The following is a 25,056-nucleotide window of genomic DNA, read 5'->3' on the forward strand; positions in this document are numbered from 1 at the left end:
AGCGGATACTTCAGTCATAAAAAAGGGCAGGAAATACCTGCCCTTTCGTTTATCTAGCCCGCAGAGATTTGTGATGTTACAGGGGGAGTAACCTGGGCCGATGCAGAGCCCTGGCTTTCAATCCAGCTGTTCATTCGTGTTTCGAGAATATTTAAGGGCAGGGCACCGGCGCCAAGAAGGGCATCGTGGAAGCTGCGGATATCAAAATTATTGTCGAGTTCCTCTTCTGCTTTTGCACGTAGCTCCTTAATTTTTAATTGCCCTAATTTATAGGCCAGTGCCTGTCCAGGCCAAACCAGGTAGCGATCAATTTCCACGGTGACATCGTGCAGAGGCTTGGCACTATTTTCCATAAAATAGTCAATTGCCTGCTCACGGCTCCAGCCCAGCTGATGCATGCCGGTGTCTACAACCAGACGCACGGCGCGCCACATATCGTAGGTCAGCGCCCCAAACTCGCTGTAGGGATCTTTGTACAAACCCAGGTCATAACCGAGGCTTTCGGAGTAGAGGCCCCAGCCTTCCACAAAAGCGGTATAGAGAGCCATGCGTCGCAATGGGTGAATATCAGCTTGCTCCTGGGCCAGGGCAATCTGTAAATGGTGGCCAGGCATTGCCTCATGTACCGTCAGCGCTTCCATTTCCCATTTGGGTCGACTGGGCAGGTTGTAGGTATTGGCAAAGAAGATACCCGCGCGGCCGGCTTCGCTGGAGCCAGGCTGGTAATAGGCTGTGGTCTGTGACTGCTCCGAGTAGCCGGGAATGGGTTTAACTCCATAGGGCAGCCTGGGCAAGGTACCAAACAGGGCGGGCAGCTCGCCATCGATGCGCTTGGCAATATCTCGGTAGTCTCGTAACAGGGCCTCACGGCTGGTGTGGTAAAAGCGTGGGTCAGTGCGCAGGAATTCGGTAAAGGCCTTGAAGTCACCTTGGAAGCCTGTCTTCTGCATGACAGCTTGCATCTCTGCACGGATACGCTTCACTTCGGCCAAGCCTATGCGGTGGATTTCTTCCGGGCTAAGGTGAGTGGTGGTGCTCTTTTCTACTTTGTAGGCATACCAGCGTAGACCGTCTGGGCGACTGCTGAGGGCGATGCCTTTCTGTGCTCCAGGAATGTATTCCCTTTCGATAAATTCCGCCATGTCTCGCCATGCTGGTAATAACTGGCTTGCGTAGATGGCGAGGGCGCGCTGGCGAAGGCTTTTTTGTTTCGTTTTGGGGATGGCGCTGGGCATTTCCGCAAAAGCACTGAGTAGAGGACTCTGCTCGGGAGTTGTGGGGATCAGCGCGCGGATCTGCCGGGGTAGTTCACGCAGAGTGATTTGCGGCGGAGTAACCCCTTTTCTTAATCCCTGCTGCATCAGCGTCTGTGTCTGTGTTACCAAAGTTGGTAGCTTTGATAGGCGTGTCAGAATATCTTCGTAATCAGCAACCGTACTCTGCGGCATACTGTTGAGTACATTCGGCACATTGAGCTGGATACCGCTCATATGGGTAATGGGCTGTAGATGTTCGGGGAACTGAAAGCCCTTCACCTCCCCGAGCAAATCCTGGTAAAGCAGCTGGTAGTCCAGTTGTTGCTGCTCGGGCAACTCGCTGATATCGAGGTTGCGGGTAGCACCTAAAAGTCGACGAGTCTGCTCTTGCCGAGCCTCAATGCCTCTCTTTGAGTTGTCTACCCAGCGATCATTTTGCCCTGGATAGCCCTCATAAGTGGCCTGGCTGGGAAAGCTTTCCATAATCCAGCGATAGCGCAGATCCTGTAGGGCCACCAGTCTTTCAGAGGCATTCTCTTTCGGTAGCGCCCGATAGGCCTTCTTAAAACCTTCCTGTTCCATAGCGGTTGCATTGAGGCTGGCGAACAGACCGATGGATGCGACAAGAGTTTTCTTGAGTAGTGACATCTTTCCCCCAAGGCGTGCGGAAATTGATTGATAGAAGGGCGCTAGGTCACGCGGTATCGTCAAATCAATAGTAAGCGGCTGAGTTGTGGTTCAGGAGCCCGATATACCAGATGGTTATCGGGCCCTTATGGTTAGTTTGCGGCTGCGGCGCGGTCGTTAAAATTGTGCCGGTTAAGCAGCTGCAGGCGCCGGCGGATTTGTTCCTCAATGCCGCCGGCATCGAGGCCTATCTCTGCGAGTAGGTCTTTGTGTTTGCCGTGCTCAATAATGCGGTCCGGCAGGCCCAGTTGCAGTACGGGCAGGGTTCGCGCAGAGCTGTTGAGATACTCCATAACGGCGCTGCCAGCACCTCCGGCGATGGTATTTTCTTCGATGGTGACCAGCAACTGATGGCTGTCGGCCAGTTCATCAATCAGCGCTTCATCTAATGGCTTGACCCAGCGCATATCGGCGAGAGTGGCGCCGAGGCGCTCAGCCGCTGCCGTAGCGGGAGCGAGTAGGGTGCCGAAATTCAAAATGGCCACGCCTCTGCCTTTACGCAGTAGGCGGCCCTTACCGACAGGTAACTCGCGCATCTCTTCTTCTATTGCGGTGCCCATACCGGTACCGCGGGGGTAGCGCACAGCGGCGGGCCCCTCGTACTTGTATGCGGTATAGAGTAATTGGCGGCATTCGTTCTCATCGCTGGGTGCAGCGATGGCGAGGTAGGGCAAGCAACGCATAAAGGTCAGATCGAAGCTGCCTGCATGGGTTGGGCCGTCTTCACCTACAAGGCCGGCGCGGTCGATGGCGAAGGTGACATCCAGGTTTTGGATAGCAACATCATGCACCATTTGGTCATAGCCGCGCTGTAGGAAAGTAGAGTAAATGGCCACAACCGGCTTTTGGCCCTCGCAGGCGAGGCCGGCAGCGAGAGTAACGGCGTGCTGCTCGGCAATAGCTACGTCTTGGAAACGTTTTGGAAAACGCTTGGAAAACTCTACCATGCCAGAGCCCTCACACATGGCGGGGGTAATTCCGATTAGGCGCTCGTCCTTTTCGGCGGTGTCACACAGCCACTGGCCGAAAATATCCTGATACTTGGGCAGCTTCTTCCTGCCCGGCACAGCCACCTGGACTTTGCTCTCTGGCTCCAGCTTGTTCAATGCGTGGTAACCCACCGGGTCGGCTTCAGCCGGACCAAAGCCTTTGCCTTTGGTAGTGGCGATATGCAGTAGCTGGGGACCGGGCTGGCTGCGCAGGTTGCGCAGGGTGTGCACTAGATCGTGCATGTTGTGCCCATCCAGTGGCCCAACGTAGTTGAAGCCCAGTTCCTCAAACAGAGTGCCGGGTGTGATCATGCCTTTAACATGCTCTTCGGTGCGGCGCGCCAACTGCCAGGCCTTGGGAATAGCCGATAAAATCTTGCGGCTGCCCTCGCGCATATTGAGATAGGTCTTGCTGGCAAGAATCTTGGCGAAGTAGGTAGCCAAGCCTCCGACATTTTTAGAGATCGACATGCTGTTGTCATTGAGCACAACCAACATATCCCGGCCTGTGTGAGACGCGTGATTGAGCGCTTCGAAGGCCATGCCAGCGGTCATAGCGCCGTCGCCAATCACCGCTACGACTTTGCGCTCGTCGGGGGAGCCCAGGGCCATTCCCAGGGCGGCACCGATAGAGGTGCTGGAATGCCCCACGCCGAAGGTGTCGTAGGGGCTCTCACTGCGCTTGGGGAAGCCTGACAAGCCGCCTTGCTGGCGCATGGTGAGCATCTGCTCGCGGCGGCCGGTGAGTATCTTGTGAGGGTAGGTTTGGTGGCCCACATCCCAGACCAAGCGGTCCTCTGGCGTGTTGTAGATATAGTGCAGGGCGATGGTCAGCTCCACCACACCGAGACCGGCGCCGAAGTGTCCGCCGGTTTGGCCGACACAATACAACAGGTACTCGCGCAGCTGGCTAGCGAGTTCGGGCAGTTGGCGTTCATCGAGTGCGCGCAGCTGTGCCGGCTCGTCAATGACGTCAAGCAGCGGCGTATGCGGGCGTGTGCGTGGAATTTCTTCGAGCATCAAACGGTTCAATTGCTACAGATGGTATTAGTGAAGGGGATTGTATGCCTGTGAAGGGCATATTGCATCCCAATGACGGGGTAGAGATCCCGACTTAGTGGCCGCGTTGGACAATATAATCGGCCAGCTGCTTCAGTATTAGTGTATCGCCGGGCAGTGTTGAAAGGGCACTTAAAGCCTCCCCGCGCAAGCCGTGGAGCTTCTCTTTTGCGCCTTTGAGCCCCAATAGGGAGACATAAGTCGGTTTGTTGAGAAGGGCGTCTGCGCCCTGAGTTTTACCCAGAATGGCAGTATCTACTGTGACGTCAAGGATATCGTCCTGTACCTGAAAAGCCAGGCCAATAGCTTCTGCGTAGAGAGTTAGCGCTTCCAGTTGGTCGCTGGTAGCACCACCGTGCAGCGCGCCCATGCGCGCACTAGCGCGAATAAGGGCGCCAGTTTTCAGGCGATGCATCGCTTCTAGTTGTGCTAGGGTGAGGGTTTTATCCACAGAATCCAGGTCGATGGCCTGACCTGCAACCATTCCCCGGCTGCCAGATGCCTTTGAGAGCTCCGCAATAAGTAGTAGCTTCAATGCGGGTTCGGTGTTATCGGCCAGCAGCAGTTCGAATGCCTGGGTTTGTAGTGCATCACCGGCGAGAATAGCGGTGGCCTCGTTGTAGGCGATATGGCAAGTGGGGCGACCCCGGCGCAGGTCGTCATCATCCATGGCTGGCAGGTCATCGTGCACCAGTGAATAGGCGTGGATGCACTCAAGGGCAGCGGCGCTGGCGTCGCATCTGGCAGGATCAAAATCCACCCCACGGAAGACCTGGGCACAGGCGTACACGAGTGCTGGGCGCAGGCGTTTGCCAGGGCCCAGTGCGGCATAGCGCATGGCCTCAAAGAGCTTATTGGCACCGGGAATAGATTCTGTCAGCGTGTCGCGGATACGGCTTTCGACACGCTGGGAGGAATCCTTGAGGAATGCACTCAGCTCGGCGGGCAGGGTAGGGGAGCTCACTTAGGAATCGCCTGAGGAGTTATCGGCTTCGAACGGCAACTCGCGAATACTACCGTTCTCCTCCATCAGCATTTTGACCTTTTGCTCGGCGCTGGCGAGTTTTTTCTGGCACTCACGGGTGAGTTTGACCCCTTGCTCAAAGTCGGCCAGGGCCTCCTCCAGGGGCAGGTCTCCTGCCTCCAGGCGTTCTACTAATTCTTCAAGAGCCTCCAGGCTCTGTTCAAAACTTGCCGATTTTTTCTTTGCCGCCATAGCATCGCCTCGTAATTGCGGGGCAACCTTAGCCGCTGGCGCGGCAGGGGTCAATTGGCACGGAGTAAGGGGTAAGAGGGAGTTATTGCAAAGCCTCCCTTGAAAGCAGGTAGTGGGCCAATGCTTTTTTCTGCTCCTCGGTGAAATCATATCTGGGCATCGGGGGGGTTGGCGTATCAAAATAGTCCGCCAGGCTTTGCACGGTGTACTTTTTGTTGAGCCCTGCTAATGGTACCTGTTGCTGGTGGCACTGCGCACAATTGTGGCTCAGGTATAGCGCTCTTCCCTCGCGCGCGGCGGTGGCATCGGTTGGTGGCGGTTTTTTGGGTACCCTAGGTGTGGTAGGTGTTCTCTCCGCGGATAACTTTACTTTTTGTGGGGTAGCGGTGGGTGAGAGACGATAGATGGCCCCCGCGTAATCGTCTGAAATATAAATATTGCCCTTGCCATCTTCGGCAATTGCCACTGGCCTGCCAGAAACCTCCTTGCGGTTGTTGCTGAGGAAGCCCCAGAGGAAATCCCGTTGGGTGATTTTCCCGCCTTCATCCCAGTGTAGAGATACCACTTTGTAACCATCTTTCACGCTTCTGTTCCAGGAACCGTGCAGTGCTACTAAGGCAGCACCGCGATAACCTGTCGGTTGTTCCGGACTTCGCAGGAAGCGGATGCCTAGAGGGGCATTATGTGCGGCGAACTCGTGTACAGGGGGGAGGGAAGCGGCAATCATTTCTTTGATGGTGGGGTCTTCATCGTCGATAAAGTCCGGGTCCGGTACCCGGTCACCATAGGCGTAGGGCCAGCCGTAGAATTTGTCGGCTTGGATAAGGTTGAGCTCATCGGGTGGCAGGTTGTCACCCAGCCAGTCGCGACCATTATCTGTGGCATAGAGGCCGCCATCTTTGGGTGACCAGTCAAACCCCACACTATTGCGCAGGCCGGTGGCGAATATTTTGAGGTCACTGCCATCGGGACGCAGGCGCATAATACTGGCGCGTCGACGATCTTTTTCTACACAGACATTACAGCTGGAACCGCTACTGAGGTACAGCCAGCCATCCGGTCCCTTTTCAAGGGTTTTGGTCCAATGGCCGCTGTCTGCTAAGCCTTCGACGATTCTCTGGTAACGCCCTGCCAGGCGGGCATCGGAGTGATCAAAGGGCACTTTGCCTACAGCATCGCTTTCCGCTATATATAGCCAGTTCTCATGCAGTAGAAGTCCGTGTGGGCGGTTTAAGTCTCCAATTAAGATGCGCTGGCTGTCGGCGCGTCCATCACCGTTACGATCGGGGGTTAACAGGGTAACCTGTCCCTTCTTGGGTTGGGATACGAGGATATCCCCCGAACGGGTTATTGCCAGCCAGCGAGCATTGGGCACATTATCTGTAAATAGTTGTAGTTGATAGCCAGTGGCGGCTGTTAAATTTTGAGTGACCTCCTGCTCGCTGGTTTTCGCGCCTCCAATGATTTGGCGCCAGGGAACGCTAATACCCGAAGAGACTGCTGTGAAGGCGCTTGAAACAACGGCGCTGAAGATAAGCAAAAAAATTAGCGTATATTTCAACGTCTTTTTCCCTGTTTCGATTGAACTTGAAATAAAGGTGTTTATAGTGGCCGCGCTCATGCACTGAGCTCCGTTTTAGCACAGTGTACTCATCGAGTCTCCCTCTCATTTATTAAAGAAATATTTCACCTTGTGAGATATGTCTTACATAAAATTCAGCAGATTACCCCTACTCTTTTTTCGCCTGATGTCCATAATTAACTGGCAGGGACGCAAAAGGGACTGCAACTCTGCGGCAAAGGATAAAAGGAATGCGCCGCTCGCCCTAAGGATATGGGCACCATCCTGTGAGACGCACCGCCCGGGCCGGATTGCCTGGGCGGTGTTTTACATGCTCGAAGACTTTATATTTGTTCAAATAACTTTTAATAGTAATTCTTTACTTAATCTGCGTCCTCTCTAATCGTTAATTATTCACGGTCGGTACTTTTTATAAACCAGGTCTGCTTCTGTCTGGAATTTGTAATATTTATCCGCTTTAATGATGAGAGTTCGGCCATTATTGCTCGGGCCGGTGGAGGATGGCGCATTCAGCAATCAATCATTAGCAGTGCCCGTTTACGCTCTGGCATTCTCTCACTGCCGGACTCTTGTCCTCTCGCCATTGAAATCATCAGCGGGTTATCGCCCTTATCACTTTAACGCCTTATCCAAACTGGACTCTCAAGTTCAGCCTTATTTATCTATCTCTTTCTTCCAGGCAGCATGTCAAATCAGATACTTGAGTGCCGGAAAAGTATCCGCTTGGTTAGTTGTAGTAGTAGGCCGGGTTCTTCTGTCTAACTGCGGGGAGGCGAAGTCATGCAAGCACGCATTTTGCGCCTGAATTTGGCGGGACAGCCATTGGACTGGCTCACTTGGCAGGAGGCTTCCTGTTTATACGTCCGGGATCTGGTTACCTGGTCTTTGGGGGGCATAGTACAGAGGGTAAGGGGCGGGTTTAATCGGAATGGAGAGCGTTCGGCCCTGGATCTGGCATCAATTATCGCCTGTGGCGGTGCTCGAATGGCGCGGCCACGCAACCGTCCGCCGCTTACTAACCGCGCACTTTTTTTTCGTGATGTGCACACCTGCCTCTACTGCGGAAGTATTTTTAAGTCAGCTGAGCTAACTCGAGATCATGTTATCCCAGTGTCGAAGGGAGGGATGGACTCTTGGGAAAATGTGGTCACAGCCTGTCGCCGCTGTAATCAGCATAAGGGCAATTTTTTACTTGAAGATATTGATATGGAATTACTGGCTCTGCCCTTTTGTCCCAATGCTGCAGAATACTTGGCTTTGATTAATAGTGAACGGATCCGCGGAGATCAGATGGAATTTCTGCGCAGTCAATTTTCCCGTAGACGGCAACAGGATTGGTTGTTGCACTAGTTGTGTTTTGTTTAGTGACATTAAAAAAAGGGGCTATAGCCCCTTTTTTTAATGTCACTTTTCTGAGTGGAGTTCAAGGTAGTATTTATTTAACCGATTGTTTTACCGCGGAACGAATTTGACCCGTCAGATATTCAGTAAAATCATGGCCATGGTTTTGCATCATTTTGGGGAACATAGAGTTGGGGGTCATTCCGGGGAAAGTATTGACTTCATTTAGGTAGAGCTCCCCTTCGTCTGTTAGGAAAAAATCGATGCGAGAGAGATCTTTGAGCTTTAGAGCCTTAAAAGTACGTATCGAGACTTCCTGAATCCAAGCCAATTGGTGTTCGCTCAGACCCTCAGCTTTAATAAACGTCTCGGCGCGACTGCCTGCGGCATATTTTTCCTTATAGGTATAAAAAGTATCCGCTGGCGCGCGGACCTCACCGGGATGAGTGGCTATGAGCTCTTCGCCATAAGTGTAAACTGCCACCTCGAGTTCGCGGGCATTGAGGGCTTTTTCTACCAATACATAGGATGAGAGGGTAAAAGCTTCTGCGATTGCATCTTCCAAATCTTCCTTGTGGCTGACTTTAAAGCAGCCCACCGAGGAACCTTGGTTTGAAGCTTTGATAAAGACCGCTTCCCACTCTTCCAGTGCGGCGTGGGCCTTACTCAACTCTTCAGCCTCCAGGCTGTGTAGAAACAGATAGGGGGTGTTATCGATCCCTAGCGCGCTCAGCCACATTTTCGTTTTAATCTTGTTAAAACAAATTTTGCTCGCTTCCGGTGCTGAACCGAAATAGGGGATGCCGAACATCTCGAGCTGGGATTGCAGGTCGCCAGTTTCTCCTGGGTAACCGTGAATTGCTGGGATGACGTAATCCACATCCCAGGCATTGCCGGCTTCATCGCGAATCTTGCCATCGTAAAAGATATGATAGACGCGACCTTCTTTATCAGTCAGGCAGCCGCTAGCATCCATCTCAACTCGCATCAGGGCGATATCTTCAGATTCGGCCAATTGTCCTTCAATAAAATCTGCGGTGCGCAAGGACACTTCGTGCTCGCTGCTGCCACCGCCGCAGATAAGCAAGGTGTTGATCATAAAGTTATTCCATCGTGGTGCCAGCTGGAGGTGCCAGTAAAACCTGCTGGCACTGCTGCGGCATCGTCTTGGGTTTGGGTTTTGTCGGCTGGGCCTTAGTGCCGTTCAGTATTGCGTAGAATTCTTCGCTGAACCACCAGTCCAGGTCATTCCCGCAGGGTGTGGTGCGCACTGGAGCCTGAGGCTTGCAGTCACTGCTGCCGGCCGGGCAGGCAAGCCGCACATGAAAGTGGTAATTGTGTCCCCACCAGGGGCGTACTTTGCGCAGCCATTCATTGTCGGTGCCCGAAATTTCACATAAGTGACGCTTGATGGTGGGATGGACAAAAATCCGCTCTACCCGCTGATCCTCTGCGGCCATACGCAGGATCTTGGGGACTCGTTCGTCCCAATTTTCTTTGACCAAGCGATGTTCGCGGGTATCCGCCAGAGGGATAGCGGAGATATTATCGCGCTCCCACTCTGTCAGTGCCCGCTCTGCGGCACGCTTGTCTTGTGAAAACCAAATATCCACATCAAGGCCGGTCTGATGGCTACTGTGCCCTCCACTGCCAAAGGGACCACCTCGCGCCATGGACATATCGCCGATCTGTATTCTGCCGAGATTATTCCGTGCGACACTCCGGGAAAAGTCCTTGAGGAAGGCGATGGTGTCCGGGTGGGCGAAGTGGCGATCGCGGCCGGTGCGCACCAGTTGATAGCCCTCACCACGTAGAGGCAGGGTTTCTCCTCCCGCGAGACAGCCATTGGTATAGGTGCCTATGCTGGCTGGGTTCTGTGCGCTGGGGCTCTCACTCTCCTCCCAGGGGTTGGCCTGGGCCTGATAGCTCAGGATGGCGGTGGCTAGAGCCAGAGCGCTGGCGAAGAGCTTGGTATTGGCGAACAGTTTGGGGCGATTAAATAAGAGAGACATAAATCCCTAGTTACCGATAAGTCTGGTGGTCGGGTTGCGCTGGGCGCGGACCCGACGAGTATAGACTGACAGTTTACTAGCTCTGTGACGCAAGTATCTCTTTACAGTTCCCTATCAGTTGGTCCATTTCCTGATCTGTGCCAATAGAGATACGCAGGTATTCACTGATGCGGGGCTTATTGAAGTATCTCACCAGAATGCCCAGTTCGCGCAGTGCCAGGTAGAGGGCCTCGGCACCTGGGGCAGGGGGCTTCGCCAGTATGAAATTCGCTTTGGAAGGTATAACTTCAAACCCCAGTTCAAGCAGTGCCTCTTCTGTGCGAGAGCGTGTGGCGACAACCTTGCTGCAGTTGTTTTCATGCCAAGCCCTATCGCGGATGGCTGCAGTAGCCACTTCCTGTGCGATGGCATCGATAGGATAAGAATTGAAAGAGTTCTTGGCGCGCAGCAGCCCCTCAATCAGGTGTTCCTGCCCCATAGCAAAGCCGAGGCGCAGACCTGCCAGAGCATAAGACTTAGACAGGGTGTGAATGACCAGTAGATTGGGGTATTGCTCGATCAATTGGACGGCACTTTCCCCCCCAAAATCGATGTAGGCTTCATCAATGATCACCACTCGCTCTGGTTGTAGCTGCAGTAGTGCTTCAATTCTATCGAGTGATAAGTAGCGTCCTGTCGGGGCGTTGGGGTTGGGGATAATAATTCCAGCGGCAGTACCCGAGAAATCCTCCACATTGAGACTAAAGTCTTCTGAGAGGGGAATACTGCGGGACTCTATGTCGAAAAGCTGGCAGTACACCGGGTAGAAGCTGTAGGTGATATCGGGAAACAGTAAGGGTTCGTTGCGGCGGAAAAAGCTATAAAAACTCAGCGCTAGAACCTCATCGGAGCCATTACCGACGAAAACTTGCCTGTCATTCAGTCCATATCGCGTGGCAATGGCTGCGCGCAACTCACAGGACTCTGGGTCGGGATAGCGACGCAGGGCGTCGGCAAAATCTTTCTGTGCCAATAGTGCCAGTGCTCGGGGCGAAGCGGGGTAGGGGTTCTCGTTGGTGTTCAGTTTAATCAGAGTTGTACCGCTGGGCTGCTCACCGGGAGTGTAAGGTTCCAACTGTTCCAGGCCGGGGCTCCAAAACACTGTATTCACTGCTCTACCTCTACGTTCTCGTTTTCTGCGGGAGAGCTCTCCTTGCTCTCATTTTCCGGCTCTTCTTTTTTGATAGGAATATCAAATAGTGCGGCCGAACCGGTGATAAATTCCTGCATGGGCACCGGCTTACGCAACAGCATATTATCGTATTTGAGCTCAGTGGAGAGCGCCGGTGTTTCTCGGAAGTCATCGATCGAGCTGATCGTTTCCACCAGACTGAGGCCTAAAAAGCCGAGCGGCAGTACTAGTGCTACCGCCCAGCGCCAGGCGCGCCCTAGGTTGGTGGCCAGATAACAAGCGCACCAGAGCATAGTGGGCAAAATGACAGCGAGTACCAGGAAGTCCAGAACCTCCATGGTATCCCCTATGGCGAAGTTGTAATTCAGTATACTGCCGAACCACTCCCAGACGGCGTAAGTGAGTACGCCCATAGCGGCGATGGAAAGGTGAGCAAAAAAGTGTGTTTCGTGGCGTACCACCCTGCCTACAAAAGCCCAGGCACCCGCATAAATCACCAAGCCGATCACCGCACTGACTAAGATGTTGACGGCGATGGTCCACTGATAAGTACGCGCGTAGCCGAGGTAGCTGAGCAGTACCGTGGACAGAGCTACGGCGAGTACCAGGAGTGTGGCGTACAGAGGGTTGGATAGGCTGGCGAACAGATTTTCCAGCGAATGCAGAGGGGTGGCCTCGGCAACATCGTCATCGCAATTAAATATTCGTAAGCGCGACTTACCACATTGTATTAGATCCCCAGAGGTAATCTGATGGGAGGAGATCTCCCCCGGCTTAACCGATCGGTCTTTCAGATTCCCCAGTAGCTGGCTGCCATTCACCGTATTCAAATCGTGCAGAATATAACTGCCATCTTCTTCCCGACGAATTTCTGCATGGCGCCCATCAGTGTGGATGTCTTCCAAGATTGCATCGTTGCTATAGGCGCGGCCCAGGGTGAACTTATCACCTTCCATTCGGTAGCGCACCTGCACCCGGTGAGCGCGGTTGAGTTCTTCAATTATCAGTGCCATTGGATTTCGCTCGTGAACTTCTCGGCAAAGGCGTCGGCAGACTCCCGGGTAAAGCCGGATAGAGTAAAGTGGCTGACCAGCGCGCGATTCTTCTGGTCCACGCTGAGGCTCAAGAAAAAGATATCGTACAGGTCGGGGAAGTTTTTATAGCGTCTTACACAGTAACTGGTGCGGCTAATTAGCGGTTTTTTACTGCGCTCTGGTTTGGATACGGGGCCATTGCCATTGCGCGGCTGGGAGGTAAAGTTCTGGCGGCAGCGGAAGTTGGTGACATCCTCTTCACCGGCACTGTTGCCAGGATAAAAAGTGCTCATCTGATGCTCGTATTCCGCATAAAAGCGTGCCGGTAGAAGACCTTCAGATTCGAGCCAGAAAAACTCGTACTCCACTCGACCGGTGTTAAAGTCGTCGGAGAGAAAAATCACATCCTGCCCAGTACAACCTTTATCGATGCGTTTAATAGGATTGTCGCTATCTTCCTCACTGTTGCCCCAGCACTTAATGGCGGGCACTATTTCCCCAACAACCTTGGCCTCGCCGAGGGAGCGGCGCTGCCAGTCCGCCTCCAGTATGGAGTCGATAATACGCTGTTGATTGTCGAGCAGCTGCTGGTAGGTGACCTTTTGTAGGTCCAGCGCCACATTGCGTTGATGGAAGTGCTTTAACAAGTTGATCAGTTTATCCACCGGAACCAGGAAGCTCACCTGGTTACCGGCAGTTGCCACATTGATCCCCACTACTTGGCCGCGAGTATTAATAGCCGGGCCACCACTCATGCCGGGATTAATAGAACCGGCAAAATGAATACGATCGTAAAAACTACCTCCGGCGATACCGTTGTAAGTACCAGGGATCAGGGTCATCCCAAGATCCAGAGGATTACCGAGGGAGACTATGGTTTCGCCTTGCTTTGGGGTCTCGGTGGCGAGTTGCAAGTATTCTTCGCCTGGCTTGTCCTGGCGCAGTAGCGCTAAGTCGTTGACGACATCGATATCCAAGAGCTCCAGGGTGCCCTTGGTGCCATCGGTTGAAAGATATTCCAGTATATATTTATCCGGATCGCTAACTGCTTGCGCGACAACGTGGTAATTGGTGGCGAGTAGACCATCGGCGGAAATCTGGAATCCTGAGCCGAGCCCGGCTTTCGAATTAGAAGATTTTTCAATTAAGCGTATTTGATAGAGGCTGCCGCGATAGTCGCTGTAAAGCTGCTCATATCCCTGTGCCAGCGCCAGAGTTGAGAAACAGAAGAGCACCCAGGCCAGAAAGTGGGCAGAAAAATTCGGCATTTTGTTTGATTAAATTATGGACAGAAGCGGTGATACTACGGGATATAGGGTAGTGCAACAAGCGGGCCACGGCAGGGGATAATTACTGCGCGCCCGCTTTTCAGATTTTTACAGGTAGTCGGTGATTTTCGGTTGTGCTTCTACAACTTTTTTATGCGATTCCAGATAGAAGCGGGTGAAGGTAGCATCCGCTTCCTGCGGTGAGATAAAGCCTTCACTAAACCCAGGGCTGACCGGGTCCAGATGTAAACGCGCACAGCTGATCACATGAGCCGCTAGCTGGGCCATATTTTCATCTCCCACCGATATTCGGATTGTGGTTGCGAATATACCCGCCGCTTCCATGGCCTGAGGAGAAAGTTCGGAGTGAGAAGTCAACGCGGGGCAAAGCACCATGGTATTGGTCTGCCCCAGGCTTACCATCTGTCCAAATGCGGGCTCCAGCGCATCGAAGAAACTCTTGAAAGCCTCTGTGGGAATCTGTGCCGCTTCCATATCAATACTAAATAATGGGGTTGGCAGCTGATAGCGCATCAAGGCTTTGCGTAGCTTCGCGTTCGGATGGCTTTCCACCGCATGGCTGTTCACACGAATTTTGCTGTGACTGGCGAAGAAATGGCTGAGGCACTGGGTATTGATACACTTGGTCAACATACGCATTTCCAGAGTGCGCATACCACAGTGCACCTCCCAGGCTTTATCCGCATCTAGGAAAGCGCCTTTGATGTAATACACATCCCAGAACATGCACTGATCCCAGTTCAGCCCCTTGGCACTGTCTCCCTTGGGAATAAACATACGGTGGTTTTCCCCAATCACCACGCCAGCGGTTGCGGCACCGGTGCCGCCAATGTCTTTGGTGTAGGAGTGCACAACAAAGTCTGGACGCTCCTCGCGATCTTGGCGACGTAGTGGTTGGTAGAGGAAGGGGGTGGCCAGGGTGGCATCCAGGCTGATCAGAATATTTTCCTGGTGTGCAGCCTTACAGATAGCGGGTACGTCCAACATGATACCGTGGGGGTTGCAGGGCGATTCGATATAGACGTGGAGCTTGGAGCCTTGCTGAAGGGCATCGGCGTAATCGCGCTGTGTGTCGGCCAGTAGTTTTTCGAAGTCTTTACCGCTGGTGCCGTCAAACCAAACCAGCTGGATCGCCAGTTTGTCTGGTCGAGCATAAAAATCCTGTAAGAGCTGGTGTACGCCGCCATAGATATTGCGTGAGACGATTAAAATATCGTCGCGGCGCAGCTGATTGGAGAGTAGCGCGTCAATGGCGGCCATACCGGAATTGAAGTTCCAGGCCATATACTCATTGGCTGCCGGTCCGCACTCCAAATCCACAATGGCGTTGGCCAGGGAGATAGAGGTGGGGTTGAGTAGGCGCGAGTAAATATCGTGGCTGGGTTCACGGCCGCGGAAGGCGTCGTCTACCCACTCAGTACAGGCATAGATATAAGTGGCGGTGCGTGCAATCACCGGGGTAGCAGAAAAAATCGCCGGGATATTATCGAACAGTGGGTAGCCACCGCGGGTGGTGATATTGAAATCATCTCCCTGCAGACTCTGAAAGCTGGTGCGCAACGGATTTTGAAGGGTGTCCAATAGTTTTGCCAGCTGGAAACTCATAAAGCGCTTGGCATTGAAGTAGGCAATCTTGTCGGACCGATCCAATCGGTTCAGAGTTTCGCTTACCTGACTCCACAGCTGATTCAAGTTGCCCTGTGCTTGATATAACAGCGCCGCCGTTTGCTCCAGTAAGCGCCCGTGCTCCGACTCCCGATCAATACAAAAATGCTGGAGTTGCTCCCGAGCAAGCTCCGCAATACTAGTGGCCTCAGTGCTGTTGCGTCGGGGAGAGAGAATTTTTACATCTGCGAGATTCGCTTCCATCGTATCCTCATCAGGTGATGCTTTTTGTTATTAGATGACTCTAACAGCCTAAGAGAAAGGATAAAATACTTGGCGTGTAATTCCTTGTAATTGGCCGTGATAGACCTGTAATTCCCGAGTTCGTAAAGTAGCTACCAGTTGAGGGGGTACGGGAGATTGTGAAAGCGGTTCCCTGCCACGGATGGGCAGCCCCCACAACATTTCGGATGGATTTTGTATTCTCGCACTGTCGGAGGTGCGAGAAGCGGGAAGAATCAGCGCAAGCTGAGCGGACAAGCTGGAACCGACGGGTGCAGAGTCTTAGTCGGACCTTGTGGATGAGCTTGCCCGAGGCACGGATGCCAAATTTTGCTCTTGATAGTGTTGTTGTAACCGTCGATGGTTGGGACCATCATTTCGGGCCGGCAGTGGCTATACTGCCGGCTTTTTTTCAGAGCGGAACTGGTTATCATGACGCAGTCACAGACGTATTTTACACGAATAAAAACGTCTTAGAATGACACTAAATAACAAATGCTTACAAGGGGATGAACGATGAGCACTTGTGCCGATTTACCCGTACTGGAGTGCGAGGTACCTGAAGAGGGCTTGAAGCTGGATCTGGTTTTACGGCCCAGAGAGCAAAAAGATGGTGAGCCGCAGTACTGGCCGCTATTTAATGCCGGTAATCCGCAAGAGCATTTTGGCAATATGCTTTTCAAAACCTATAAGGGGGGTGTGGTTACGCTGAAGATCACCCTGGATTTATCTGAAGTTCCAGGGCGTGAGTTGGAATTTGTTCGCTACAAGCAAGACCATAAGTTGGACGGTGTTATCGCTTTAACTCCCGATTTTCGTCATCAATTCCGTGCACGTGCGAGGGAGGTAGATGGGGATTACACTAAGCTGGTAATTAAAATCAGGGATCATGATCGAATCCCGGATCGGTTTAATTTCCTATGGATGTGTGTCGATCCGACAACTGGAATGCACTTTGTCTCAGGTGATCCACAAACTGGGGTGGACCCAATTCCACCTACTGAGAATTAGGGACAAATAGCCTCTTTCACTCTGGTAGACGTTTGATATTGGGTGCAGAGTCGCTGGAAAGTGGGTAACGCGAACCACTCTGCCCCCATTCCCTGATTTAGAAGCTGCTCTAAGTGGTAATTAGATGATTGCCACTCTTTGGCGAGAGAATACACTTGTGCCGAAGCATACTTTACAAAAGTATCATCTGGAGATTCTCTCAAGAGCTCTTTTATTAAGAATATGGATTCAGAAGTATTACCCAGATAAGCAAGGGCTTGTGCGCGGAATTGCTTGGAGCGAATATCGTTGTTTCTTTCCGTCAGGGTAATAATTTTTGCAAATGCTTCAGTGGCACTATGTTCGTCTGAAAGCATTAAGTAAGTTTCAGCAACTTGAAAAGATATATGTATATTGTCAGGGGAGTCGTCTAGAATTCCTTTGAAAACCTCGAGGGCCTTCAAATATTTTTTCTGAAGAAAGAAGATTATCCCTAAGTTAGAGTTTGTTCGCCAACTGCGAGCAGCTGAAGGAACCGATAAGATTGCTTGTTCGGCAATCTGTAAATTTCCATTTTCCAACTCAATGGCTCCTAAAAGGGCATAAGCAGGATAGTAATTTGGAGAGTCTATTAAAAGCTGCTCTAATACAGTCCTTGGGGATATATAGTCGCCTGCTGAGAATTGATTTATTGCAATAAGGTAGTGATGTCGAGCCGATGGGCTAAGCGCTGCTGCTTGCTTGGCATAGGCTACGCCTTGCGAGTAATTTCCTTGCATATATTGAAAACGTGAAAACTGGGCTAATAGGTGGGCAGAAGGGTGTCCCTTTGCCTGTAACTTCTTAAGGGTGGCTTTGAACCCATCCTCATCAGAGCCGACGGATTGGATTAGCAATTTAGCCTCTAGTAAGGCTGTTTCATCTGTTCTTGAAACCTCAGTGCTAGCGAGTATCCTGAGCGCTTTGGTGAGAAATTTTTTGTCATTTGTGGCGCCAAACTTATGAATGGATGCCCAAGAATAAAGAGAATAAAGATTAATATTTCTTGGGTATTTGGCAATCAATTCCTCTATTGCCTCTAAGTCTGAAAGCAGCATTGGCTGGTTATTGCCGCGCTTGGCTAAAATCGTTAGGTATTGCCTATAATCGGTGGGCTCCATCCGTATATCGCTGGTGTTTTCCTGCCTGTAGTTTGTAGGAAAGAGCTCTAATGCAGTATTGCGGATTGTGTATTGGGCTTCCTGGCGCTCTTCACTGAGGAAAACAAAGCTACTTTGACTTTTAATTTGGCTATCCAAAGGATCAACCCTCTGCAATTCAATATTGCAACGCTGCTGCATGCAGTCTAGCCGTGCTTGAAGAGCATCGGTGACACCTTTGTCTCTGAGTTCTTGGAGTTGCTCCTCTAAAGAGCTGCCAACTTGGGGGGAGTAGCTAACCAAGGCACTAGATTTGAGACCTGAGGGAGTGCTCATAAGAGCTTGGCGTACCATGGCGTTGAGAAGAGTCGTAGCGTCACTCCCCCCATTTACCTCACCATTCAGTTCAATGGGTAGAACCGCGATATACTGCGCTGGTAACTGTATGAAAGTTTGCCAGCCTAGGTATGCAGCAATTACTAATGCGCCTACAAAGGCAAAGATTTTAGATGCAAGCTTGTTTTTTTTGCGAGGCTTAATCAGTAGCTGGGTGACCGTCTCAGAATACTGTTGGGTATTCGCATCAATACCATGCTTTCGCACCAGTTCGAGAGCCTCTGAGACCCTTTCTGCTGACTCAGGGCGTTGTTCTGGGCGCTTAGCAAGTAATCTGTCTAACAATGCAGCGAGTGGCTTGGGTATTTCTGGCCAAGTCTGTTGCGGTGGAATATGGGGTTTGCTGGTAATTTGCTGAGCAAAAGCCAGTGCGCTCTTGTCACCACGCTCAAAGGGTTTACTGCCGCACAAGAGTTCATAGGCGATACTGCCCAAGCTAAACAGATCGCTACGGGCATCAAGTGTCAAGCCTTGCAGCTGCTCTGGGGACATTGCCTGCACGCTGCCGGCGATATGGTCTTCTCTAGTGAGTTGTTGGTCGCAGTCGAGGGCTTTGGCGATACCGAAATCGGTAATTTTGGCTACGCCATCATTGGTGACCAGGATATTCTCGGGTTTTAAATCCCGGTGGATGATACCCAGGCAGTGGGCTTTACCCAATCCTTGGCAGATCTGCATCAGCAGATCAAGTTTCTCAGCTAGCGTGGCATTGCGCTCACGCATCCACTCTTTGAGGGTAACCCCTTCAACCAACTCCATAACCAGGGCAATATTGTGGTCTTCCTCCAGAACATCGTACAGACGTACAATGTTGGGGTGGTTCAGTCTGGCTAATAATTGCGCTTCGCTGCGAAAACGGGCTTCGGCAGAGTTGCCGGTCATATCAGAGCGCAGTTGCTTGATGGCGACCTTGCGCCCCAGCTTTACGTCTTCAGCCAGATAAACAACACCCATACCCCCGGCGCCAAGGGTGCGCTCTACCCTATAGCGACCTTGATATACCTCAGTTTTCTCCAGCGCAACTACGTCCATTGTATTTAGTTCTTTTCGGATGGATAGGGGATTCTACCCGATAGTACATTTTCGTGAAGCTATCTGTCTCCATTTCAGAGGAAATGGTTCACGTTATTCCATTTCTTTTGGATTGCTATCGGTTGCAAAAAGTGACTGCCTAATGTCTACAATGTCTTTATTTTCAGAGGAAAAGCGCTGGAGTTTCAGTACTCTAACATCTTTGGTGAGTCCACCCTGGCGGAAAGTCATATGTGACATGAATGGCTTTGCTGCTTATAAACGCAAACAAAGTGGGGCATAAGATCCGTACCTTAAGCGTGATTGCTATACGTACGGATCGATTCTTTTGAGCTACGAATAGCGATAAGGCCTAAGCCCCAAATTACGCTTCCTGCATCTCAGTCTTCGCTTCCAATTGAGTGCCTTTATAGATTTCAAACTGGTGACAGCCTAGGCGGATCTCCCAGGAGCGTCGCTCTACTAAGTTTGAGGTATCTACGGCATCTGGCAAGGATTCAGAGATCTGCTTGCGTGCGCGGAAAATCTGGGTGTTCAGGTGGTTGACGGTTATGCCCAGCTCGTGAGTGGCTACCTGGATGGAAACCCAGCCTTGGGAGTCTGTATCCATGTCATTTTGCATATCACGGAAGCGTGCTCGAGCCAGGTACAGCAGCAGGTAGTTGTGAATGCGTGCGGGCAGGGACTGCTTCATACCCTCTCGCTGCAGCTGCAGTTGTACATGTTCCTCGTGGGAGCTGACAGAGAAGCGCAGGCCGAAATCTGTAATGGATAACTGCTGTAGAGAGAGTTCTTTGGTTGCCCCTTGGTTGTCGGCGAGAAACAGTTGCCAGCTCTGCAGGCCGCAATCAATACGATCCCCGTGATTGACCATGCTCTTGCTGCCCCCTTCGCCGGTGCTACCGGTAAACTCGTATTGCCATTGGGCTGTAACGGGGCTGAAATGCAAGCTGGCGAGGGGCTCGCTCTCGTCCGGTAGCAGGTGGTATTGCTCCAATAGCTGGGCTTCACCAGTCTTCAGGTCAATTAACAAGTTTTCTGGGGCGTCGAGATTCTCGACAATCCAAGCGGGGTTATTGACTCGCCCGAAACAGATCTTGTCGCCGGTTTGCAATGGGTAGCTCTTGGCTGGAACCAGTTGCTGGCCATTTAGCCAGGTTCCATTGCGACTAAGATCGCGAATATTCCAATGCGTGCCGGTCCACTGAATGGCCGCGTGAATACCAGAGATTTCGGCACTGGTGATACGGGTATCCACGGCTCCTTGACGGCGGCCGATGGTGTGGTGTGCCATCAGGTATACGGGTTGGTCCCTATCTGGATGCTGTAAGCAAGCCATTATCTTGTCCTTTTTCTCCGGGTTGCGTCGGGCGCTGAGCTAGAGCTGCTTGCCAGAATTGTTGGCAGTTCAATGCTGCAGATGGGATTGCTCACTCGGCAGCAATAAAAAGTAACCTACAAATGCTATTGTCCAGATTCTTTGAGATTCGCTCTACAAGGCCAAGAGAGTTTGGCTATTTCCCCCTTTAAGGGAGAAGTGGGCGCTCACTAGGGGTCTGGCTGTAAATAAGTTTGAGGTTCTTTATACCTACTGTGGAATGATTGTAATCACTGCTACTACTAATGGTTGCTATTTTCACTGAAAAACTTTGCTGTCGTCAAAAGTAGCGTAATAGTTTGTGCTTACTAATTGTGAACTGGTTAAAATTTTAAGTGCTTTCAGTTTCTTTACTGCCATCTGGGCTAGCTGCCAGATGTCTTTTCACCAGTATTTAGCGAGAGCCGAGAGATTCTTTAAGAATTAGCTTTAGGGAGCTGAAGGCCATTTGGCACTAATCTAATGGATCTGCTAGCGCTTAAAAATGCCATTTTTGCGGCAGTTTCTGCCAAGTGCTGTTAAATGGGTACTTGAGGGATAGGAGCCCGATTTGTTGTAAATCGGGCTGTCAAAGGAATAAGAGTTTCTAAATAGGTTTAGATACGGATGCCTTCAATATCCAGAATCATTTCAACCTTCTGGGAGGCTGGGCCCAGATTGTAGTCGATACCGAAATCCTTCAGATCAAACTCTGCAGTGCCACTGAAGCCCTGACGGTAGCCACCCCATGGGTCCTTACCGCCCCCAATATTGGTAACGTCGATAGTTAGCGGCTTGGTTACCCCACGTAGGGTTAACTCACCTTTCAGCAGTGCCTTTCCGTCTTCTGTTGGTTCAAAGCTGGTGCTTTTGAAGGTTGCTGTGGGGAATTTTTCCGTGTGGAGGAAGTCGGAACCGCGCAGGTGCTTGTCGCGCTCGGCGTGATTACTGTTAAGGCTGGTTACGTCAATATTGACGTTTACAGTAGATTTTTCCGGTGCCTTGTCATCATAAAAGAATGAACCGTTGAAATCGTCAAAACGCCCATAGAGCCAGCTATATCCCAGGTGTTTAATGCGAAACTGGACGAAGGCATGGGCGCCTTTGGTATCGATTTTATATTCCGCCGCTTGGGCTGTGGTGCCGAGCAGGGCAGCGAAAAGAAGGGCCGTGAGCTTCTTCATAGGGAGATTTCCTTTTTTGTGGTTGTAACTGTGTTTTGCTTATTCAAACGGGTCGGCATGCCAGATAGTCCAAGCATCCTGCGAAGTGTTACGTCCTTGTCGAAAAAATGATGCTTCAATGCCGCCAGGGCGTGAATGCTGATCAAGATGATCAAGGTCCAGGCCAGAATTTCGTGAAGGCTCCCGGCAATATCTTCCTGATTGGGAATGCCTTGGATAGTAGCCGCTACGCTAAACCAACCGAATACATCAATGGGGCGCCCATCGGCGGTCGATATCAGGTAACCCGATAGCATAATGGCCAATAGAAGCAGGTAGATGAGGTTGTGTATGCCACTGGCAGTGAGTGCTTGCCATCGAGGCGTTCCTGGGGCAGCCCTGGGGGTGATATTCACTGAACGCCACAGCAAGCGAAGCACCAGAGCAATCAATAGCAAAATACCTATGCCTTTATGGATGCTGGGGGCCTGCTGATACCAGGGGTCATAATAGGACAGCTGACGCATCCACCAGCCGAGCACAAAGAGGCCTATGATCGCTGGGGCCATTAGCCAGTGCAGCATAATCGCGACCCAGCCGTAGTTATTTTGGTTGTTACGAGCTTGCAAGCTCTTTCTCCAAGTGTGTTTATTGATCGGGTAAATTGATGAGGCTATAGTATGCTGATTTCATTAGCCTCGAATCCCGCCAGGGTTTTTCTTTCTGCTTGAAGAAGGTCTGGAGAGGCTACATTCGCACTCACCCCGTTAGCGGATTATAACTTGGCGCTAGGGTATCGTTTTTGTTGTCTATGACCAATGGCTGAAGGGAATCTTTGCGAGAGAGATCAATTAGGCTCAGGTGACGAATAAAAGAGACAGAAAGCGCAATAATTGTGCTGTTAGTGGTGGCGGCTCCGATTACCCTCACGTTCTGCGGCAAGAAGAATCCGCTCGCAGGCCCCTCTGTCCAGGGCTGTAGATCGCTGAGCCAGCTGCTCAGCCAGCCAGCTGGTGGAGTGATGTTCGCGGTCCAGGGCGAATTGTTCAAGCTGCCAGATCACGTCGAGCATTAACTGCCGCTCCAGTTTGTCTTCAGTTTCCTGGCTGGAGAACAGCCGTGGCTCTAGCCTCTCCAAGTCGCTGCGCTTCAATACCAGCTCTGCCAGGCTAGGGTACCAGCGGCCACTGAAGGGCTCAGGGCGTTGATGATAGTCAAACGTGATTCGCAGGCGATTGCCCTCGGCGTCCTCGAGTAGAGGGGTGTCTTGCTCATAAGCGGGTAGGGCGGGGCTGTGTCGCAAGATACCGACAAGGGCCCGCCAGTCACTGCGGTTCTCTGAGCACAGGCGCAGTGGCTCAATCAATTCCCTCTGCCCCTCGTGATTGAGAAAGGTTAGTTTCTGCCCCGGACGATACCAGTAGAGATCGAGGAGCTTTTCCTCGGCTAAATCTGCAAGATGGATGCTGGTTAGGGGTTCCTCCGCTAGGGCGCTCAAGTGGCTGACGGCCTGCTGGACACTCAGCCATTGCTTGCGATGGAAATGTTTGCCATTGGACGTGGTCATGCGCTGCTCCAGCCTCGCGTTAAGCTCCCCAAATTTTAGTAACCCTGAAAAACCACTATAAGTGGCTTATAGGCTTGGCAAGTGATAAGTGAAGTCACATTTGCTGGCTATGATCCAATCGAGCCGTGAATTATCGCCAGATTTATTCAATTGTAGGAATATTAAAGTGGTGCTGATTGAGGAGGCCTGGGAACACCTATTACATTGCCAGGATATTAGTTTAGCAGTGGAGCATTGGTATAGGTTCGGCTCAGGAAACTGTGACTGGAGATTATTAACACAGAGACTGGGATGAATTGGTGGGTCATGCCATTGGCTGGAGATGTACAATGGCACTTTTATTTACCTGGGGTGCTTATGAAGTTACGAAATGCTCTTTTACCGCTGTTTCTCTCTGCAACCCTGTCAGCACCTGTTGTCGCTGGTGTGTCTTCTCAGGCACAGGAGACTTCTGACTATGCAGTTGAAAAATATGAAGAAGCCATGACTGAGACCTTAGCGAGCTTGGTACGCTTTGAAACGGTAGCTCGCGAAGACCTGCCTTTGGAGCGCAACCCTGAGTTTAAAGGCTTCAAGGACACTCTACAGGATAAGGCTCGGGAGCTGGGGCTGGAGTATCAGGATTTCGGCCATGTTGTGGTAATTGCCCTGGGTGAGGGGACAGAGAAAGTGGGTATTGTTACCCATGGGGATGTCCAGCCAGCCAACCCATCCAAGTGGCAGAAAAGTCCGTTTGTGTTGGATGCGGAAAGTGAGCCAGGCAAGCTGATTGCCCGTGGCAGTGAGGATGATAAAGGTCCGATCGCTACGGCCCTTTATGCTATGAAAGCGATTCAAGATCAGGCGGTGCCCATGAAGCGCAGGGTTGAACTTCTGGTCTATTTGGCGGAAGAGTCTGACTGGGAGCCCCTCAAGGAATTCCTGAAAACTTATCCAATCCCTGCCTACAACATCACCATCGACGCTAATTATCCGGTAGTGACTGCCGAGAAGGGCTGGAGTGAGGTGCAAGTCACCACTGCTGGTGTACTGGCAGCGAACTTCGATAAGCCTTACATAAAAAGTTTCTCAGGTGGCTATTTTCGTAGCCAGGTGCCGGATGAGGCGCGTGCTTTGCTGGGAAATGTTAATGCTGAGTTAGTTTCGGCTATCCGCGCTCGCGCCGTTCAGAACAAGCATGTCTCATATGAGTTTAAAAGCGGTAATGGCAGTTTAGAGGTAGTGGCTCGCGGTGTGGCTACCCACAGCTCAGAGCCTGAACATGGGGTAAACGCGATCGCCTATCTTGCGGATGCGCTCAGTGTTTACGATTGGCCCGCCAATGACGCTGGTGCGACGGTGCGCTATCTGAATGACTTGGTGGGCACAGGGGTCCTGGCTGAGAAGTTTGGCAGTATCGCTTATCGCGATGCATTTATGGGGCCAATGACGGCGGCAGTCACCATGGTGAAAGAGACTGACTCTGGACTGATCAGCCACCTCAACCTGCGTCGCCCCACAGGTAAAACAGCCCCGCAGCTAGAAAAGGAGATTGACTCTACCTTGGCCGAGTGGCAGGAACTTTCGGGTATCACATTGGCAGATACAAAAGTGATTTTGGGGAACCCCTACCGAGTAGACGATGCTCCTCACGTGAAACCTTTGCTAGAAGTTTTTCGTCATTTCACCGGTATGGAAAAGGCTGAGCCGGTCGCGATTGGTGGTTCCACCAATGCCAAGCTATTACCTAATGCTGTGAGCTTTGGGCCTTCTATGCCTGGAGTTGCTTATTCCGGGCATTCGGAACATGAATTTATTACCGTTGAACAGTTTCGGCTGAACCTAAAAATGTATACGGCGATGATGATTGAGGTGGCTAACCTCTAGGCTGGTGAATCTGTGAGTTGTTG

At 51.6% G+C, this 25,056-nt stretch carries 19 protein-coding genes; 3 read left to right on the forward strand and 16 right to left on the reverse strand.

Translation table 11 applies throughout. The features are described from left to right. Positions 1-53: 53 nt before the first annotated feature. From ACJJIV_RS14185 to ACJJIV_RS14205, 5 genes are all read right to left on the reverse strand, one after another. On the reverse strand, positions 54-1,904 hold the full coding sequence (locus tag ACJJIV_RS14185) for a DUF885 domain-containing protein (RefSeq protein WP_444889379.1): 1,851 nt from the start codon (positions 1,902-1,904) through the stop codon (positions 54-56). A gap of 131 nt (positions 1,905-2,035) precedes the next feature. Beyond that, entirely contained in the window at positions 2,036-3,952 is a 1,917-nt protein-coding gene (gene dxs / locus ACJJIV_RS14190) for a 1-deoxy-D-xylulose-5-phosphate synthase (RefSeq protein WP_444889380.1), read from the reverse strand. Between the two features lie 94 nt (positions 3,953-4,046). Next, on the reverse strand, positions 4,047-4,955 hold the full coding sequence (locus ACJJIV_RS14195) for a polyprenyl synthetase family protein (protein ID WP_444889381.1): 909 nt from the start codon (positions 4,953-4,955) through the stop codon (positions 4,047-4,049). Then, entirely contained in the window at positions 4,956-5,207 is a 252-nt protein-coding gene (locus ACJJIV_RS14200) for an exodeoxyribonuclease VII small subunit (RefSeq protein ID WP_444882781.1), read from the reverse strand. An 82-nt stretch (positions 5,208-5,289) separates the two neighbouring features. Further along, a complete protein-coding gene (locus ACJJIV_RS14205; RefSeq protein ID WP_444889382.1) occupies positions 5,290-6,768 on the reverse strand; it encodes a DUF7133 domain-containing protein in 1,479 nt (492 codons plus the stop codon). Between the two features lie 801 nt (positions 6,769-7,569). Here ACJJIV_RS14205 and ACJJIV_RS14210 point away from each other — a divergent pair. Further along, positions 7,570-8,139, forward strand: a complete 570-nt coding sequence (locus tag ACJJIV_RS14210) for an HNH endonuclease (protein ID WP_444882779.1) — start codon at positions 7,570-7,572, stop codon at positions 8,137-8,139. An 85-nt stretch (positions 8,140-8,224) separates the two neighbouring features. On the opposite strand, the gene ACJJIV_RS14215 is transcribed toward ACJJIV_RS14210, so the two are convergent. From ACJJIV_RS14215 to ACJJIV_RS14240, 6 genes are all read right to left on the reverse strand, one after another. Next, on the reverse strand, positions 8,225-9,229 hold the full coding sequence (locus ACJJIV_RS14215) for a D-alanine--D-alanine ligase (protein ID WP_444889383.1): 1,005 nt from the start codon (positions 9,227-9,229) through the stop codon (positions 8,225-8,227). Between the two features lie 4 nt (positions 9,230-9,233). Continuing rightward, positions 9,234-10,142 carry a penicillin-insensitive murein endopeptidase gene (gene mepA / locus ACJJIV_RS14220; protein ID WP_444889384.1) on the reverse strand — a complete coding sequence of 303 codons (909 nt, stop codon included), beginning with the start codon at positions 10,140-10,142 and terminating at the stop codon, positions 9,234-9,236. Positions 10,143-10,218: 76 nt separating this feature from the next. Continuing rightward, positions 10,219-11,292: a histidinol-phosphate transaminase gene (gene hisC, locus ACJJIV_RS14225; protein ID WP_444889385.1), complete on the reverse strand. Its 1,074-nt coding sequence runs from the start codon at positions 11,290-11,292 to the stop codon at positions 10,219-10,221. Continuing rightward, positions 11,289-12,326: an FHA domain-containing protein gene (locus ACJJIV_RS14230; protein WP_444889386.1), complete on the reverse strand. Its 1,038-nt coding sequence runs from the start codon at positions 12,324-12,326 to the stop codon at positions 11,289-11,291. The genes hisC and ACJJIV_RS14230 overlap by 4 nt, the downstream gene beginning before the upstream one ends. Then, on the reverse strand, positions 12,317-13,615 hold the full coding sequence (locus ACJJIV_RS14235; protein WP_444889387.1) for a S1C family serine protease: 1,299 nt from the start codon (positions 13,613-13,615) through the stop codon (positions 12,317-12,319). Before ACJJIV_RS14235 ends, ACJJIV_RS14230 begins: the two co-directional genes overlap by 10 nt. Positions 13,616-13,723: 108 nt before the next feature. Then, positions 13,724-15,505, reverse strand: a complete 1,782-nt coding sequence (locus ACJJIV_RS14240) for a trans-sulfuration enzyme family protein (RefSeq protein ID WP_444889388.1) — start codon at positions 15,503-15,505, stop codon at positions 13,724-13,726. Between the two features lie 534 nt (positions 15,506-16,039). On the opposite strand from ACJJIV_RS14240, the gene ACJJIV_RS14245 reads away from it, so the two are divergent. Further along, positions 16,040-16,534: a hypothetical protein gene (locus ACJJIV_RS14245; protein ID WP_444889389.1), complete on the forward strand. Its 495-nt coding sequence runs from the start codon at positions 16,040-16,042 to the stop codon at positions 16,532-16,534. Here the strand turns inward: ACJJIV_RS14245 and ACJJIV_RS14250 are convergent. The 5 genes from ACJJIV_RS14250 to ACJJIV_RS14270 form a co-directional block, all read right to left on the reverse strand. Beyond that, entirely contained in the window at positions 16,531-19,080 is a 2,550-nt protein-coding gene (locus ACJJIV_RS14250; protein ID WP_444889390.1) for a protein kinase domain-containing protein, read from the reverse strand. The two genes, ACJJIV_RS14245 and ACJJIV_RS14250, sit on opposite strands and share 4 nt — an antisense overlap. Positions 19,081-19,444: 364 nt before the next feature. Beyond that, positions 19,445-20,419, reverse strand: coding sequence for an FHA domain-containing protein (locus ACJJIV_RS14255; protein WP_444889391.1), 975 nt, complete (start codon positions 20,417-20,419; stop codon positions 19,445-19,447). Between the two features lie 635 nt (positions 20,420-21,054). After that, positions 21,055-21,621, reverse strand: coding sequence for a YceI family protein (locus ACJJIV_RS14260; protein WP_252083326.1), 567 nt, complete (start codon positions 21,619-21,621; stop codon positions 21,055-21,057). Beyond that, the gene (locus ACJJIV_RS14265; RefSeq protein ID WP_444889392.1) at positions 21,618-22,229 is read right to left on the reverse strand and encodes a cytochrome b; all 612 of its coding nucleotides are present in this window, start codon (positions 22,227-22,229) and stop codon (positions 21,618-21,620) included. The genes ACJJIV_RS14260 and ACJJIV_RS14265 overlap by 4 nt, the downstream gene beginning before the upstream one ends. Before the next feature lie 272 nt (positions 22,230-22,501). Next, complete coding sequence (locus tag ACJJIV_RS14270) at positions 22,502-23,167, reverse strand: hypothetical protein (protein WP_444889393.1); 666 nt, start codon at positions 23,165-23,167, stop codon at positions 22,502-22,504. 357 nt (positions 23,168-23,524) lie between these two features. Between ACJJIV_RS14270 and ACJJIV_RS14275 the strand changes: the two genes are divergently transcribed. Next, positions 23,525-25,033: a dipeptidase gene (locus tag ACJJIV_RS14275; RefSeq protein WP_444889394.1), complete on the forward strand. Its 1,509-nt coding sequence runs from the start codon at positions 23,525-23,527 to the stop codon at positions 25,031-25,033. Positions 25,034-25,056 lie beyond the last annotated feature (23 nt).

It is taken from the genome of Microbulbifer mixtoriginis (SeqCode) (assembly GCF_052466765.1).